Consider the following 16398-nt stretch of genomic DNA (forward strand, 5'->3'; position numbering starts at 1 on the left):
TCGGCTCCGCCGATGGTGATGACATGTTCTCCCTCTCCCCTTTAGCGCTTGTCGCGAGCCTTTCTGCGCGACTGGTCGAACCACACGGCGGCCACCAGGACCAGCGCGACCGCGATCGGCTGCCAGTACACGTTCACGCCGACGATCACGAACCCCTTGCGCAGCACGGCCGGGATGAACACCCCGAGCACCGTGCCGACCACCGACCCCGCGCCGCCGAACAGGCTCGTGCCGCCGAGCACCACGGCGGCGATCGCGTTGAGGTTGTCGGTGTCGTGCCCGGTGATCGACGCGACCCGGAAGTAGGCCAGCGCCATGAACCCGGCCAGCCCGGCCAGCACGCCCGCCAGCAGGTAGACCCGGACCAGGTGGCGCGTCACCGGGATGCCCGCGCGCCGGGCCGCCTCCTCGTTCGAGCCGATGGCGTACGTGTGCCGCCCGAACGCCGTCGTGCCCAGCACCAGCGCGCCCACCGCCGTCACCGCGGCGGCCACCAGCACCAGGTTCGGCACGCCGAACCACGTGCCGGTGCCCAGGGTGTCGCTGAGCACGTCCGGCACCCCGGCCACGTTCGAGCCGTCGGAGATCAGCTGCCCAGCCCCGAGCGCCGCGCCGAACGACCCGAGCGTCACGATCAGCGGCGGGATGCCGGTGCGCGCGATGAGCAGGCCGTTCACCAGGCCCCACGCGGCGCCGGACGCCAGGGCCACCAGCAGGCCGACCAGCACCACGCCCCACCCGGCGTCGGTCGCGTCGCCGTCGTGCAGGGCGTTCATCGTCATGGCCGACGTGACGCCGGAGAACACCAGCACCGAGCCGACGGACAGGTCGATCCCGGCGGTGACGACCACGTACGTCATGCCGACCGACAGCACCAGCAGCACCGACGTCTCGACCAGCGTCGTCTGCAACGTGAACACGGTCAGCACCGCGTCCGGCCGGAGCGCGCCGAACACCGCGACCAGCACCAGCAGCACCACCGCGATCCACAACGTGTTCGCGCCGACCAGCCGGCGCAGAGCGGCGCGCTTCACGAGTCCTCCTGGGACAACGCGCCGGTCATCGCCCCGACCAGCTCCTCGACCGTGGTGGCCGCCGCGTCGAACCGGGCCACCCGCCGACCGAGCCGCAGCACCTCGACCCGGTCCGCCACGGCCAGCACCTCGGGCATGTTGTGGCTGATCAGCACCACCGCCATGCCCCGGTCGCGCACCCGCCGGATCACGTCGAGCACGCGTTCGCGCTGCACCACGCCCAGCGCCGCGGTCGGCTCGTCCATGAACACCAACCGGCTCGCCCACACCACCGACCGGGCCACCGCGACGCTCTGGCGCTGACCACCCGACAGCGCCCCGATCGGCACGTCCACGTCCGGCAGCGACACCCCGAGGTCCTGGAAGGAGGCCACGGCCCGCCGCCGCATCTCCCGCTTGTCCAGCACGCCGAGCCTGCCGAGCAGCCCGGCGCGGCGCAGCTCCCGGCCCAGGAACAGGTTCGCCGCCGGGTCCAGGTCCGGCGCGACGGCCAGGTCCTGGTACACGGTCTCGATGCCGAGCGCCCGTGCGGACACCGGCGAGTCCAGCACGACCGGCGCGCCGTCGAACAGGATGGTCCCCGAGTCCGGCCGCTCCACCCCGGACAGGCACTTCACCAGCGTCGACTTGCCCGCGCCGTTGTCACCGACGAGCGCGACCACCTCGCCCGCGTGCGCGGTGAACGAGGCGCCGCGCAGCGCCTCCACGTTCCCGTAGTGCTTCACCAACTCCCGTGCGTCCAGTAACGGCAAGTCCACCTCTCAGCTCCTCGGCACCGATGGCGGCCTGCACCGGACGGCGACCACGTCGCCGGTCACCTCGACCTCGCCCGCCGCGTGCGGCACGACCACCGTGCTGCCCCGGTGCACCGCGACGGGACCCAGCGTGCCGGCGCCCTCCAGCACCACGAACACGCCGAACGAGGGCTCCAGCGCCGCCGTGCCGGACACGTGCAGCCGGTCGGCGCGGAAGAACGGGTCGGCCTGCGCGTCGAACAGGTCCACCGAAGGCCCGGTGAGCGCCTGCGTGCGGCGCACGAGGTCGTCGGGCGACTGGGCGCGGCGCTCCAGGCAGTCCAACGCCTTGTCGTAGCCCAGGCCGAGGTGCCCGGCCTCGGCGTCGGCCAGGAAACCCCGCCACTCCAACGTGACCGAGAAGTCCGTCGGCTGCTGGAGCTCGACGATGAACACGCCCTCGCCGATCGCGTGCGGCACGCCGGCGGGCACGAACACCGTGTCACCGGGCGAGACCCGGACCGGGTTCAACGCGGCCAGCATCGCGGCGGAGTCCTGAGTGGACACCCAGTCTGCGGCCACGGCGGCGGGCACGTCGTCGCGGAACCCGATGTACACCGTCGGGTCGGGCCCGGACGTGCCGATGACGATCCACGCCTCGGTCTTGCCGTGCCGGCAGCCCAGGTGGGTGGACGCGAACGCGTCGGACGGGTGGCAGTGCACCGGCAGCCGCTGCCCGGCGTCGAGCAGCTTGACCAGCAGCGCGGTGTCCGCGCCGAACTCCGCCGCGTGCTCCGGGCCCAACCACGCCGCCGGGTCCGCCGCCACCGCGTCGCGCAGCCACCGCCCGTCCGGCAGGCGGGACAACCCCGCCTCGTCCTTGCCGAACTGGGTGGTGGTCGACGCGACCCAGTCCTCGGGCCCGCGGTCGGCCACGTCCCGGCTCCGGAACGCCGCGATGGCCGGACCGCCCCGGTAGAACTGCCGGGGCTGGTTGGCCTCCAGCACGACGGGCTGGGTGTCGGAACTCATGCGGGTACCTCTCCTGATCCACGGGCCACCAACCGGACCGGCAGGACGACGCGGCGCGGTGGGGAGCCGTCGCCGTCCAGTCGGGCGAAGAGCAGGTCCGCCGCTGCCTTGCCGAGCGCGCTCGCGTCGTGCGCGATCACGGTCACCGGCGGCGAGAGCAGGTCGGCCAGCTCGAAGTCGTCGAAGCCCACGAGGGCGGGCCGCACGGCGCTGCCCGCCAACGCGCGCACCGCGTGCACGGTGATCCGGTTGTTGCCGGTCACCACGGCGGTCGCCGGGTCGGCGGCGTTCTGCAGGCCCTGCAACGCCTTGCGCACCGACTCCTCGTCGTGCGGGCCCATGACGACCAGCGACTCGTGGTAGCCGATGCCGGCCCGCAGGCAGCCCTCGCGGTAGCCGCGCAGCCGTTCGTTGGCGGTGAAGATGTCCGGCGCGTCGCCGAGGAACGCGATCCGCCGGTGCCCGAACGACGCCAGGTGCGCGACGGCCTCGGCGGTGCCGCCGATGTTGTCCACCAGCACGGTGTCGGCGACCACGTCGCCGGCCGGCCGGTCCAGGAACACCACCGGCGTGCCCGCCCGCATCTCCGGCACCAGGTACCCGTGCTGCAACCCGGCGGGCACGATCAGCAGGCCGTCCACCCGCCGCGAGCAGAACTCCAGCGACAGCTCGCGCTCCCGCGCCGGGTCCTCGTCGGACGACCCGGTGATCACCTGGCGGCCGCGCAGCCTGGCGATCTCCTCCACCGCGCGCGTGACGCCCGAGTAGAACGGGTTGCCGACGTCCTCCAGCACCAGGCCGACCGTGCCCGTCGACGAGCCGCGGCGCAGGTTGCGCGCGCTGAGGTTGCGCCGGAAGCCGAGCTGGTCGATCGCCGCGAGCACCCGCTCGGCCGTGGCCGGGTGCACGCCTGCCTCGTCGTTCACCACGCGCGAGACGGTCTTGATGCTGACGCCCGCCAGCCGCGCCACGTCGTTCATCGTGGCACGCCGCACCTTGCGGGCGCCTGCCGCGCCGTTCGGGGACAACGTTGTCATAGTGGGCGAATCACACACCCCGCATTAACGGATGTCAACGTCCGGCCCTGTCTCGAACCGGACAACACCCGGCCACGGGGTTGACGACACCCCCGCACTCTCCGCGACCATAGGGTTACGGATGGTTCGTGGACAGCGTTGTCAACCATCGGCGAAGCCGGCGATCGGACTGGCGGAGGCGCGCTCATGGGAACCTCGAAGGTGCGGATGACACTCGCCCTCGCGTCGGTGATGGGCCTCTCGGCGGCACTCGCGGTGGCCCATCCGGCGGCCTCGCGGGCGCAGCCGGACGACCTGGCCGAGTGGGTGAACCCGTTCGTCGGCACCCGGCCGGGTGGGCCGGACCACGGCACCGGCGGCGGCGCCGGCAACAACTTCCCCGGCGCGGACGTGCCGTTCGGCATGGTGCAGTGGAGCCCGGACACGGTGACCCGTCAGCACGGCGGTTACGCCTACGAGGACGACCGGATCAAGGGCTTCAGCCTCACCCACCTGTCCGGCGCGGGCTGCTCGACCTACCAGGACATCCCGATCACGCCGTTCGTCGGCGAGGTGACCACGTCGCCCGCGACGGACCCCGACCGGTACGTGTCGACGTTCTCGCACGGCAACGAGTCCGCGTCGCCCGGCTACTACGGGGTGACCCTCGACAGCGGTACCAAGGTCGAGCTGACGGTCACCCAGCGGACGGGCGTCGGCCGGTTCGCCTACCCCGGCGGGCAGCCGTCGACGCTGCTGGTCAACACCTCCGGCTCGATCTCGGGCACGGACGACGCCGAGATCACCATCGGCACGGACACCATCAGCGGCTGGGCGACCAGCGGCCGGTTCTGCGGCGCGGACCACCGCTACCGGGTGTACTTCCACGCCCGGTTCGACCAGCCGTTCGCCTCCGTCGGCACGTGGAAGAACGGCGCGGTCACGCCCGGCCGTTCGACCGAACGCGGCGGCTCGGGCGTGCGCGAAGGCCTCGGCGACGCGCCGAAAACCGTTGAGGCGCAGGGCGAACCCGCCGTCCGGAGCGAGGACACGACGGTGTCGGGGCCGGGTTCGGGCGGTTGGGTGACGTTCGACGACCCGGACGTCACCATGCGCGTCGGCCTGTCGTTCGTCTCGATCGAGGGCGCGAAGAAGAACCTGAGGGCGGAGAGCAACGGCAAGTCGTTCGACGTCGTGCGCGCCGCCGCCCGCCAGGCGTGGAACGACCGGCTCAGCCAGGTCGAGGTCACCGGCGGCACGGACGCCCAGCGCACCACGTTCTACACGGCGCTCTACCACTCCCTGTTGCAGCCCAACGTCTTCTCCGACACCGACGGCCGCTACCCGGGCTTCGACGGCCGCATCCACACCGCCGAGCGCGGTCACGCCGTCTACACCAACTTCTCCGGCTGGGACGTCTACCGCTCGCAGATGCAGCTGCTGTCGCTGCTCGCGCCGGCGGAGGCCTCGGACATGGTCCGCTCGATGGTGGCGTTCGCCGAGCAGGGCGGCGCCTGGGACCGCTGGACGGTGGCCAACGGCTACACCGGCGTCATGGTCGGCGACCCGTACCACGTGATGGTCGCCAGTGCCCACGCGTTCGGGGCGAGGGACTTCGACGCGCGCAAGGCCCTGCTGCTGATGCTGCGCGGGGCGACCCAGCCGACCCAGGGCTACGAGGAACGGCCGGGCCTCACCGAGTACCTGGACGTGGGTTACGTGCCGGTCGGCGTGCGCAACGTCTGGGGCGCGCCCGCGACCACCCTGGAGTACGCGACGGCGGACTTCGCCATCGCCGACCTCGCCCGCCGCTCGGGCGACGGCGCGACCTGGCAGGCGTTCATGCGGCGCGCCCAGTACTGGCAGAACGTCTTCAACCCGGCCACCGGCCACACCCAGGCCCGCAACCGGGACGGCTCGTACGTGGAGCCGTTCAAGCCGGGCAGCCCCGACAACTGGGTCGAGGGCAACGCCGCCCAGTACACGTGGATGGTGCCGCACAACGTGCGCGGCCTGTTCACCGCGATGGGCGGCGACGCGGAGGTCCGCGACCGGCTGGACGCGTTCTTCACCAAGCTGAACGCCGGTCCGGACGAGCCGCACGCGTTCCTCGGCAACGAGCCGACCATGCACTCGCCGTGGCTCTACAACTGGGCCGGCGCGCCGGCGAAGACCCAGGCCGTGACGCGGCGCGCGGTGACTGAGCTGTTCGGCCCCGGCCCGGACGGGCTGATGGGCAACGACGACCTCGGCCAGATGTCGTCCTGGTACGTGTGGGCGGCGCTGGGCATGTACCCGGTGATACCCGGCCGGGCCGAGCTGGTGCTCAACAGCCCGCTGTTCAGCGAGGTCACGATCACCCGGCCGAACGGCGCGCCGATTGTGATCAAGGCCTCCGGCAGCGGCGCGTACGTGTCCGAACTCAAGCTCAACGGCCGGGCGCAGACCCGCACGTGGCTGCCGGAGTCGTTCGTGGCCCACGGCGGCACGGTGGAGTTCGGGCTGTCCGAGACGCCCACCACCTGGGGCACGGGCCCCGCCGACGCGCCGCCGTCGTTCCGGGACGGCGAGGTCGGGCAGCAGGCGTACGTGGACCCGGGACGGCTGGTGCTGCCCGCCGGCGGCAGCGGCGCGGTGACCATCGGCGCGCAGGACTTCTCCGGCAACGGCGGCGAGGTGTCATGGACCGCGCAGCCGCCCGCGGGCATCACGCTCACCCCGGCGTCCGGCCGGGTGACGGTCCCGGCGGGGGAGAAGGCCGGTGTCGAGGTCACCGTCGCGGTCGCCGCCGGCACGCCCGAGCAGACCCTGCGCGTGCCGGTGGCGTTCTCCACCGGGCAGCGGTCGACGATCTCGGTGCTGGTGGCCGAGCCGGGCAGCCTGCGCGCGGCGTTCGACAACGTCGGCACGTCGCCGGACGCCGAGCAGGCGATCGGCAACTTCGACGGTGGCGGGTGGAGCTACTCGCGCGAGGCGCTGGCCGCCGCGGGCGTGACACCGGGCGGCACGGTCACCTCCGACGGCCTCGCCTACACCTGGCCCACGTCGCCGGTCGGCGAGGCGGACAACGTGAACGCCTCCGGCGAGACGGTGACGCTCACCGCGCCGGCGGGCGCGGCGAAGCTCGGGCTGCTGGGCAGCGCGGCGGGCGGCAAGGCGTCCGGCACGCTCACCGTCACCTACACCGACGGCAGCGAGCAGACCGCCGAGGTCGGGTTCTCCGACTGGGCGCTGGGCGGCGCGGCGAACCTGCCGCCGTCGTTCGACAACCGGACCGTGGCCACGACGGGTTACCGCAACAACTCCAGCGGGGAGCCGCAACAGCTCGAGGTGCGCGTGTTCGCCACCGCGCCGATCGCGTTGGACGCCGGCAAGCAGGTCCGCTCGGTCACCCTGCCCGCTTCGGTGACCGGCGGGACGTTCCACGTGTTCGCCATCGTGGTGGCGTGACCCTATGGTGGATCGGTGACGGCTGACCCGGTGGAGTCGGTGAACACGTTCATCGGCACGAAGGACGACGGGAACACGTTCCCGGGCGCGTCGATGCCGTTCGGCATGGCCCATTCGAGCCCGATCGGCTCGCACTACGCCGGCTACCGCTACGACGACCCGGTGATCCGCGGGTTCGGGCACTTCTTCCTGTCCGGCGCGGGCTGCTCCGAGCAGGGCGGGCTGGTGTCGATCCTGCCGACCACCGGCCTGCCGCGCACCTTCGACCACCGGGCCTACGGCGCCGCGTACACGCACGAGGGCGAGGTCGGCAAGCCCGGCTACTACCGCGTGCGGCTGGCGTCCGGCATCACGGTGGAGTCGACGGCGACGACCCGGGTGGGCGTCGAGCGGTTCTCGTTCCCGCCCGGCGTGACGCCGCACGTGCTGGTGAACGTCGGCCAGGCGAACGACGGCGAGCCGGTGTTCGCCAGCAGCGCGCGGGTGGTGGACGACCGGACGTTGGCCGGAACCGTGGTGGCGCAGGCGTTCTGCGGCGGGAAGCCGTACACGACCTACTTCACCACGACGTTCGACCGGCCGTTCCGCCGGACCGGCAACTGGGGCGGCGCGGAGGGCGGCGCGGGGCTGCGCGGGCAGTGGGTGGCGTTCGACGACGGCCCGGTGACCGCGGCGACCGCGATCTCGCACGTGGACGCGGACGGCGCCGCGAAGAACCTCGGCGAGGCTCGCGGGCGGACGTTCGACGAGGTGCGCGCGGCGGCCCAGGAGGCCTGGCGGCGCGAGCTGTCGAGCGTCGAGACGTCGTCGGCCGGCGCCGATCGCACGGTCTTCTACACCGCGCTCTACCACGTGCTGCTGCAGCCGTTGACGGGCAACGACGTGGACGGCCGGTACCGCGGGTTCGACGGGCAGGTGCACACCGCCGACGGCTGGACCTACCACGAGTTCTTCTCGCTCTGGGACACCTACCGCGCGCACAACCAGCTGCTGGCGCTGCTGCGGCCGGCGCGGGCGAAGGACATCGCGCGGTCGTTGCTGGCGATCCACGAGCAGGGCGGCTGGCTGCCCCGGTGGGCCTACGCCAACCAGGAGACGAACACCATGACCGGCGACCCGGTCACGCCCTTCCTGGTCGACCTGTGGCGGTTCGGCGCGCTGGCGGGCTTGGAGGAGCGGGCCTACGAGGCGTTGTGGCAGAACGCGACCGGCGTGCCGCCCACGTCGTCGCCGTTCGAGGGCAGGGCGGGCAACCCGTCCTACCTCCGCGAGGGCTTCGTGCAGTACGACAAGCACTTCCGCAAGAAGGGGCAGGACGTCGACCCGCACCACGGCGCTTCGGCGACGTTGGAGTACGCGCTGGCGGACTGCTCGCTGTGGATCATGGCGCTCGCCCTGGGCCACGAGGACGACGCCGAGGTCCTGCGCCGCCGCGGGTTGAACTACCGGGTGCTGTGGGACGCCACGGTGTCCGACCGCGGGTTCACCGGCTTCCCCCGGCCGAAGCTGCGCGACGGCGCGTGGCTCGCGCCGTTCACCCCGCAGGGACCGGACGGCTTCCACGAGGGCACGGCGTGGCAGTACCAGTGGCTGGCGCAGCAGGACGTGCCGGGCCTGGTGGAGCTGCTCGGCGGCCGTGACGCGGCGCTCGCCCGCCTGGACGACTTCTTCGCCTACCCGGACCTGGTGGCGGACCCGGCGGGGACCGTGCGCTCGAAGTGGGTCGTCGGGCCGTACAACTACTACAACCAGTTCCGCTACAACCCGAACAACGAGCCGGACCTGCACGTGCCGTGGATGTACGCGCTGGTTGGGCAGCCGTGGAAGACCTCGGCCGTGGTGCGGGCGGCGCAGACGTTGTTCGTCGACGCGCCGAACGGCGTGACCGGCAACGACGACCTCGGGCAGATGTCGGCCTGGTACGTGCTCAGCGCCCTGGGCCTGTACCCGGTCACGCCGGGCACGGGCGACTTCGTGCTCAACGCGCCGCGGTTCGACCGCGCGGTGATCCACCTGGAGAACGGCCGTGACATCACCATCACGGCGGCCGGCGCGGACCCGTCGAGGTTGCAGTACGTGCGATCGCTCCACGTCGACTCCAAGCCCTGGGAGCAGGTGTACCTGAACGTCGACCGGCTCGACGGCGCGCACCTGGACTACGTCCTCACCGCGGACCCGGCGGAGGCGACGTGGGCGACCCGTCCGACGTCCGCACCGCCCTCTCCCTGCACTGGTGAGCACGTCTCGTAATCGGGTTCGCGCGCACAGCTACCAGGGGATGCGTCGAAAGTCTCGATCGTCGGCTACTTCCGTCGCGAACCGATCGAAGCACCGCCGGCGGCTCCCGGCACGGCTTACCGTCCAGCCATGACAGGGGCACGCATACCGGCCGTCGTGGTTGCCGACATCAGGAAGAGCTACGGCGAGCTGAAGGCGGTGGACGGCGTCTCGTTCACCGTCGCCGAGGGGGAGTTCTTCGGCATCCTGGGACCGAACGGCGCGGGCAAGACCACCACGCTGGAGATCGTCGAGGGCCTGCGCAAGCCCGACGGCGGCCAGGTGACGCTGCTCGGCGAGCAGCCGTGGCCGCGCAACCCGAAGCTGCTGCCGCGCATCGGCGTGCAGCTGCAGGCGTCGAGCTTCTTCGAGAAGCTGACCGCCCGCGAGCAGCTCCAGACGTTCGGCTCGCTGTACGGCGTGAGCCGGCGCAAGGCCGACGAGATGCTGGAGCTCGTCGGCCTGACCGACAAGGCGGACGTGCAGGAGAACAAGCTCTCCGGCGGACAGCGCCAGCGCCTGTCGATCGCGTGCGCCCTCGTGCACGACCCGGACCTCGTGTTCCTGGACGAGCCGACGGCCGCGCTGGACCCGCAGGCCAGGCGCAACCTGTGGGACGTGCTGCGCGCGATCCAGGCCAGGGGCAAGACCATCGTCTACACGACGCACTACCTCGACGAGGCCGAGATCCTGTGCGACCGCGTGGCGATCATGGACCGGGGGCGGATCCTCGCCATGGACGCGCCCGCGACGTTGGTGCGCGGTCTCGACGCGCCCACGCACGTGGTGCTGCAGAAGGGGTCGCTGACGCGTGAGGCGGCGCGTGGCATCACCGGGGTCGACGACGCGCACGAGGACGAGGTGTCGTTGACCATCTCCACCCGCAAGCCCGCGCCGGTGCTGTCGGCGCTCGCCGAGCGCGGCACCCTGGACGGGTTGCAGGTGCGCACGGCCACGTTGGAGGACGTCTTCCTCGACCTGACCGGACGGGAGTACCGCGCATGACCGCGTTCCGGAGCCTGTCGGCCGCGATGATCAAGGGCTTCCTGCGGGACAAGATGACGTTGTTCTTCGTCTTCCTGTTCCCGCTGATGTTCCTCGTCGTGTTCGGCCTGCTGCTCGGCGACTCCGGCAGCGACAAGACCAAGATCGCGGCGGTGGGCGACGGGCCCGTGCTGACGACGTTGGAGCAGACCGGCGCGATCGAGCTGGAGGAGTACGACGACACGGCCGCCGCGCGGCGGAAGGTCGACGACGGCGACCTGCCCGCCGCCGTGGTGGTGTCCGGCGATCGGGTGGAGCTGATCTACGCGGCGAGCGACCAGGTCGCGGCGGGCACCGTGCTGGGGATCGTGTCCGGTGTGGTCGACAAGATCAACCTGGGTGCGGCGGACGTGGCGCCGCGGTTCACGTTGGAGACGAAGTCGGTCGAGGACGCCTCGCTCAAGCCGATCCAGTACCTGACGCCGGGCATCCTGTCGTGGGCGATCTCGTTCTCGGGCGTGTTCGGCTCGGCGCTGACCATGGTGGCGTGGCGGAAGAAGCAGGTGCTGCGGCGGATCCGGCTGGCGCCGGTGAGCACGACGACCGTGCTGACGTCGCGCGTGGTGGTGAGCGTCGGCACGGCGGCCGTGCAGGGCGTGGTGTTCGTGGCGGTGGCGTCGCTGCCGCTGTTCGGGTTGAAGCTGACCGGTCAGTGGTACCTGGCGCTGCCGCTGCTGGTGCTGGGCACGGTCGCGTTCTTCGCGATCGGGATGCTGGTGGGCGCGTTCTGCAAGACGGAGGAGTCGGCGTCCGGGGCGGCGAACATCATCATCATGCCGATGGCGTTCCTGTCGGGCACGTTCTTCCCGCTGGAGAAGGCCCCGGGCTGGCTGCAGACCGTGTCGAACGCCTTCCCGTTGCGCCACATGAACGACGGCATGCTGGACGTCCTGGTGCGCGGCAAGGGCGTGGAGGCCCTCCTCGTCCCCTCGGCCGTCCTGATCGCCTTCACCCTGGTCGTGGGCTTCATCGCCGCCCGCATCTTCCGCTGGGAGGACTGACCGCGAGTCGACCTCCAGGTCCCGCTTGTCGAACACGCGGGACCTGGAGGTCGGGCACGCGTGGGGGTGGGGGTGGGGGTGGGGTGAGGGGGGTCACCGGCCACAATGGGGGCATGCTTAGCAGCGCTGTTGGTCGGTTTCGCCTGCTCGCCCTGGCCGAGGCGGTGTCGTGGGCCGGTCTGCTGATCGGCATGTTCTTCAAGTACGTCGTGGTGGAGAACGAGATCGGCGTCAAGATCTTCGGGCCCGTGCACGGCGCGATCTTCGTCGGCTACGTCCTGGTGACGCTGATGCTGGCGCACCGCTGGGACCGCAAGACGCTCGTCCTCGGCTTGGTCGCGAGCATCCCGCCGTTCGGCACCGTGGTGTTCGAGCGCTGGGCCAACCGCACCGGCCGGCTGGCCGAGACCGAGGCTCAGACCGCCAAGGACTGAGCGCGCGCCAACTCCGCCTCGGGATCACCGAGGTGGTACACGCGCTCACTCGGCTCGATGTTGTCCAGGAACTCCTGGTACACCGCCGCGCCGACGAGGTGTGACGCCGGCCGGGCGTGCCGCAGCGCGCTCGCCGGATCGCTCGACGGGTAGTGGCGCAACCACGCGTCGACCCAGACGCGTTCGACCATCGCCCGCGACTCCGGCGCGACGAACCCGATCAGCCGCGCCGCGTCCAACGCCGGGTGACCCCAGTGCGCGTCACCCCAGTCGAGCACGACACCGCCGGAACGCCAGTTGCCCGGGTGGAAGTCGCCGTGCAGCAAGGTCTCGGGCAACCCGAAGCCCGGCACCCGCACCCCGCGCACCCGCAGCCGCGGCTCACCGGCCAACGCCGCCTGCACCGCCACCCACCGCGGCACGATCCGCTCGACCACGTCCTCACCCGGCTGCCAGCAGTCCACCCCGGGCGCCTCCCCCAGCAGCACCCGCCCGGGCTCGGCCGCGATCAGCTCCGGCGCCAACGACGGGTCGACCGACGCCACCAGCCCGATCACCTCGGCCTCGTCCGCCATGAACGGCGGCGTGCCCTTCGCCCACACGTTCCCGCGCGCCGTCGGCAGCCGGTACAGGCACGACAGGTTCCACGTCTTCACCTGCACGACCGGCCCGGTCACCTCGACGTGCCGCCGCGCCCACCCGACCAGCGCCGCCGGCCCACCGGGACGCGCCCACGCCTGCCGCAACGGGTGATCCGCGAACGCGTGCCGCCCACCGTCCGACAGACCGTCGCCCGACACACCGTCGCCCGACAGACCGCGGTCCGGCACGCGGTCGGCCTCCACCTGGTAGGTCACCACACCGCCACGCGCCCTCGGCACCGTGGTCCCGACCAGCCGCAACACGCTCGTCGTCACGCCGAGCACCCGGTCCAGGTGCGCGGTCACGGGTTCGACGTCGTTCCACCACGGGCTGTCGACGGTGAACGGCTCCGCCGTGCCGACGAACCGGCCGCCCACCGTCACCAGAGCCCTGATCTCCCGCACGACGTGCAGCGTGGCCGTGCAGGCGGCGCCGTGTCGACCGAATTCGGCCCTCGGAACTTCAGTCCTCGAAGTCGCCGACCGCGCGGCGGACCTTCGCCAGCAGGTCGGTCAGCTGCTCGGTCTGCCGGTCGGTCAGCCCGCGCAACCCGAACTCGACCCCCGTCACGGCTTCCGTGGCCGCCTCGCGCCGGGCGTGCCCGGCCTCGGTGATCTCCACGAGCGTGGTGCGCCGGTCGGTGGGGTGGGGGTTGCGGCGCACGAGTCCGTCGGCTTCCAGCCGGTCCACGATGTTCGTGACGCTCGTCGGGTGCAGCTGGAGCCGTTCGCCCATGACCCGCATCGGCAGGCTGCCCGTGCGGGCGAACGTCAACAGCACCAGCGCCTCGAACCGCGCGAACGTCAACCCGTGCGGCTTGAGGGCGGCGTCCACGGCGGACTGGATGATCTGCTGTACTCGCATGACGCTGGTGACCGCCGCCATCGCCGTCGACGGTCCGATCCGCTTCTCCCACAGCTCGGCGGCGCGCGCGATGGGGTCGAACGGCAGCGGCTGGGACGTCATGCGCCGAAGCTACCAGTGGGTACCCCGACCAGGAGGCAGTAGTGCTCGTCGCGTTCAGTGTCAGCCCGCTCGGCGGGGAGTCGGACGGGGTGGCCGAGGCCGTGGCCCAGGCCGTGCGGGTGGTCCGCGAGTCCGGGCTGCCCAACGAGACCAACGCCATGTTCACGCTGGTCGAGGGCGAGTGGGACGAGGTGATGGCGGTGGTGAAGAAGGCGACGGAGGTCGTGCAGGCCACCGCGCCGCGGGTCAGCCTGGTGCTCAAGGCGGACATCAGGCCCGGCTGGACGGGCCAGCTCACGGCCAAGGTGGAGCGGGTCGAGCAGCACCTGGCGGCCGGGCACGCGGCAGCTGACGAGTAGTCGGACGTCCGACTAACTTGGGGTCATGGAGCCGAGAGACCTGTGGGTCCGCTTCGAGACCTACCACGACGTCACGTACTTCTCGCCCGAATCACGAGCGGTCACCGACGCGCTGGGCTGCAAGGGCGGCTGGATGGGCTACTTCGGCCAGCGCGCGGCGCCGTTGGGCGCGGCGTCGCCGGAGGTCGTGACCGCCGCGTTCTACAGCTTCCACCCGCGCATGGTGGCCCGCGCGCTGCCCGACGCGTGGCACGTGGCCAGTCCCGCCCGCTTCCTGGAGGCACGGCTGGAGGGCGTCGACCGGGCGCTGCGGCGGATGCTGGAGACGCTGGACGTCGCCGAGGCGGCCGACCTGGCCGGGCAGGCGGCGGAGGCCGCGCCGACGGCCGGGCGGGTGCTGGCCGCGGCGAACGGGGTGCTGCCGACGCCGGACGAGCCGCACCTGGCGCTGTGGCAGGCGTGCACGACGTTGCGCGAGTCGCGTGGTGACGGTCACATCGCCGCGCTGGTGGCCGCCGACCTCGCACCGTGCGAGACGTTGGTGCTGTTCAGCGCCGACAAGGGCCTCGACCCGGCGTACATGCGCACCGCGCGTGGCTGGTCGGAGGAGGAGTGGCGGGAAGCCGAAGCGACGCTCACCGAGCGCGGTCTGTTCGACGGCGGCCTCACGCCGGCCGGTCGGGCGTTGCGGGAGGACGTCGAACGGCGCACCGACGAGGCCGCCACCCGTCCGTGGGAAGTTCTCGGCCCGGCGGGCACCGCTCGTTTCGCCGAGTTGACGACCCCGATCGCGCTCCGCCTGGGCCGGTTGAACGAGGCGATGCGGACGAACCCGATGGCGATCGACCCGGTCGCGCAACTCCCCGGCTAGCCGCGCGTGGCCGGCCGCCCGACTCGTGCCAGGATGGAAGGCGTGACAAGGCCAGACCCCCGAAAGACCGCCGCAATGTCCGCCGCGTTGTCCGGGGCGGTCGACCTCGGCGCGCTGAAGGCCCGGGCCGACGCCGCGAGGCAGCGCGCCACCACCCCACCCCCGTCGTCCGGCTCCGGCGGAGCCGTCGGCGGTTCGGACGCCGGTCCGAGCCCGTGGGTGCTGGACGTCACCGAGGCGACGTTCCAGTCGGTCGTCGAACGCTCCCTGGAGATCCCGGTCGTCGTCGAGCTGACCGCGTCGTGGAGCCCCGAGGCGGGCCAGCTCTCACCGGTGCTGGAACGCGCCGCCAGGGCCGGCGGCGGCACCTGGCTGCTGGCCAGGGTCGACCTCGACGCCAACCCGCGCATCGGCCAGGTGTTCGGCGTGCAGTCCGTGCCGACCGTGGTCGCGATCGCCGGCGGCCAGCCCCTGGACGCCTTCGCCGGACCGCTGCCGGAAGCCGAGTTCGGCCAGTGGATCACCCGCCTGCTGGACGCCCTGCGCGACCGGCTGCCGGGCATCAAGGCGGCGGAGGCCAACCGCGCGGCGGCGCCGGGCGCGGAGCCCGTCGCCGAGCCGGAGGACCCCCGCTTCACCGCCGCCGAGGACGCCTTCGAGCAGGGCGACTTCACCGCCGCCGAGGCCGCGTACGAGGCGATCCTGGCCGCCGAACCGGCCAACGCCGAGGCCAAGGCGGCGCTGGCGCAGGTCCGGTTCACGGCCCGGGCCGAGGCGGTGCCCGCGGACGCCACCGCGAAGGCCGACGCCAACCCGGACGACGTGGACGCCCAACTGGCCGCCGCTGACCTGGAGCTGGCGACGAACGACGTCGACCAGGCCTTCAAGCGACTGGTCGACACGGTCCGCCGCGTCTTCGGCGACGACCGCGACCGCGTCCGCGAACACCTGGTGGGCCTGTTCGAACTCTTCCCGCCGGACGACGACCGGGTCGCCAAGGCCCGCCGCAACCTGGCCAGCGCCCTGTTCTGACCGACTCCCGCGCCCGCTCCCGACACGCTCGTCACGCCTGACAGGGGTCCATTCTCCGGACCCCTGTCAGGCGTGATCACAAGCTTGAAAAGCATGTCCTCGCCGGACGGGCAGATCAGCAGGATGACCCCGACTACCGCTGGATGCTGCGGGTCCGTCGTCGGTCCGGGTTTCGTGTCATCCCACCGACCTCCACAAGGGCTACCACACGTATCAAGGGGGGCGCCCACAGTCGAAGCCGCGGGCAAAGGCGAACTACGCCCCCCTTGACACGCGCGGTAGGGCTGCGCCAGGTCGGCGGGATGACACGAAGCCCTCATTTTGGAGAAAGACGCCCAGTGGACGGTCCGGGGGTCGCCGGCGGGCGCGGGGTCGGACGGGCCCGGCGGTGCGGCCGCCGATGCCCTTACTTCCCCAAAGGGAGGGCTTCGTGTCATCCCGCCGACCTGGCTTTGCCCTACCGCACGTGTCAAGGGGGCACATCCCCACCCAACAGGAACAATGGG

General features: G+C 72.1%; 14 protein-coding genes. 8 read left to right on the forward strand and 6 right to left on the reverse strand.

Translation table 11 applies throughout. The annotated features are described in order from the left end of the window. Nucleotides 1-41: 41 nt before the first annotated feature. The 4 genes from AB0I91_RS14370 to AB0I91_RS14385 are packed head-to-tail and all read right to left on the reverse strand — an operon-like array spanning nt 42 to nt 3780. Nucleotides 42-1034, reverse strand: a complete 993-nt coding sequence (locus tag AB0I91_RS14370; RefSeq protein WP_499607129.1) for an ABC transporter permease — start codon at nt 1032-1034, stop codon at nt 42-44. Next, the gene (locus tag AB0I91_RS14375) at nt 1031-1792 is read right to left on the reverse strand and encodes an ATP-binding cassette domain-containing protein (RefSeq protein WP_499637092.1); all 762 of its coding nucleotides are present in this window, start codon (nt 1790-1792) and stop codon (nt 1031-1033) included. The genes AB0I91_RS14370 and AB0I91_RS14375 overlap by 4 nt, the downstream gene beginning before the upstream one ends. A 3-nt stretch (nt 1793-1795) precedes the next feature. Beyond that, complete coding sequence (locus AB0I91_RS14380) at nt 1796-2800, reverse strand: class I mannose-6-phosphate isomerase (RefSeq protein ID WP_498774993.1); 1005 nt, start codon at nt 2798-2800, stop codon at nt 1796-1798. Then, the gene (locus AB0I91_RS14385; RefSeq protein ID WP_498775219.1) at nt 2797-3780 is read right to left on the reverse strand and encodes a LacI family DNA-binding transcriptional regulator; all 984 of its coding nucleotides are present in this window, start codon (nt 3778-3780) and stop codon (nt 2797-2799) included. The genes AB0I91_RS14380 and AB0I91_RS14385 overlap by 4 nt, the downstream gene beginning before the upstream one ends. 264 nt (nt 3781-4044) lie before the next feature. Here AB0I91_RS14385 and AB0I91_RS14390 point away from each other — a divergent pair, with 264 nt between their 5' ends. From AB0I91_RS14390 to AB0I91_RS14410, 5 genes are all read left to right on the forward strand, one after another. Continuing rightward, a complete protein-coding gene (locus tag AB0I91_RS14390; RefSeq protein WP_499637094.1) occupies nt 4045-7266 on the forward strand; it encodes a GH92 family glycosyl hydrolase in 3222 nt (1073 codons plus the stop codon). 15 nt (nt 7267-7281) lie between these two features. Continuing rightward, on the forward strand, nt 7282-9516 hold the full coding sequence (locus tag AB0I91_RS14395; RefSeq protein WP_499637096.1) for a GH92 family glycosyl hydrolase: 2235 nt from the start codon (nt 7282-7284) through the stop codon (nt 9514-9516). Between the two features lie 117 nt (nt 9517-9633). Further along, nucleotides 9634-10548, forward strand: a complete 915-nt coding sequence (locus tag AB0I91_RS14400; protein ID WP_498774987.1) for an ABC transporter ATP-binding protein — start codon at nt 9634-9636, stop codon at nt 10546-10548. Continuing rightward, nucleotides 10545-11588, forward strand: a complete 1044-nt coding sequence (locus tag AB0I91_RS14405; RefSeq protein ID WP_498774985.1) for an ABC transporter permease — start codon at nt 10545-10547, stop codon at nt 11586-11588. The genes AB0I91_RS14400 and AB0I91_RS14405 overlap by 4 nt, the downstream gene beginning before the upstream one ends. A 113-nt stretch (nt 11589-11701) precedes the next feature. Continuing rightward, nucleotides 11702-12022 carry a DUF3817 domain-containing protein gene (locus tag AB0I91_RS14410; protein ID WP_498774983.1) on the forward strand — a complete coding sequence of 107 codons (321 nt, stop codon included), beginning with the start codon at nt 11702-11704 and terminating at the stop codon, nt 12020-12022. Here the strand turns inward: AB0I91_RS14410 and AB0I91_RS14415 are convergent. Next, nucleotides 12004-13068: a phosphotransferase gene (locus tag AB0I91_RS14415; protein ID WP_498774981.1), complete on the reverse strand. Its 1065-nt coding sequence runs from the start codon at nt 13066-13068 to the stop codon at nt 12004-12006. The genes AB0I91_RS14410 and AB0I91_RS14415 overlap by 19 nt on opposite strands. Before the next feature lie 58 nt (nt 13069-13126). Beyond that, nucleotides 13127-13630 carry a MarR family winged helix-turn-helix transcriptional regulator gene (locus tag AB0I91_RS14420; protein WP_053721863.1) on the reverse strand — a complete coding sequence of 168 codons (504 nt, stop codon included), beginning with the start codon at nt 13628-13630 and terminating at the stop codon, nt 13127-13129. A 41-nt stretch (nt 13631-13671) separates the two neighbouring features. On the opposite strand from AB0I91_RS14420, the gene AB0I91_RS14425 reads away from it, so the two are divergent. The 3 genes from AB0I91_RS14425 to AB0I91_RS14435 all read left to right on the forward strand — a co-directional run bounded on the left by AB0I91_RS14425 (nt 13672) and on the right by AB0I91_RS14435 (nt 15892). Continuing rightward, nucleotides 13672-13989, forward strand: a complete 318-nt coding sequence (locus AB0I91_RS14425) for an MTH1187 family thiamine-binding protein (RefSeq protein ID WP_499637098.1) — start codon at nt 13672-13674, stop codon at nt 13987-13989. 25 nt (nt 13990-14014) lie between these two features. Beyond that, complete coding sequence (locus AB0I91_RS14430; protein ID WP_499637100.1) at nt 14015-14860, forward strand: SCO6745 family protein; 846 nt, start codon at nt 14015-14017, stop codon at nt 14858-14860. Between the two features lie 75 nt (nt 14861-14935). Further along, nucleotides 14936-15892: a co-chaperone YbbN gene (locus AB0I91_RS14435; protein WP_498774975.1), complete on the forward strand. Its 957-nt coding sequence runs from the start codon at nt 14936-14938 to the stop codon at nt 15890-15892. Nucleotides 15893-16398: the final 506 nt, after the last annotated feature.

It is taken from the genome of Actinosynnema sp. NPDC049800, assembly GCF_040656635.1.
Lineage (GTDB): Bacteria > Actinomycetota > Actinomycetes > Mycobacteriales > Pseudonocardiaceae > Actinosynnema.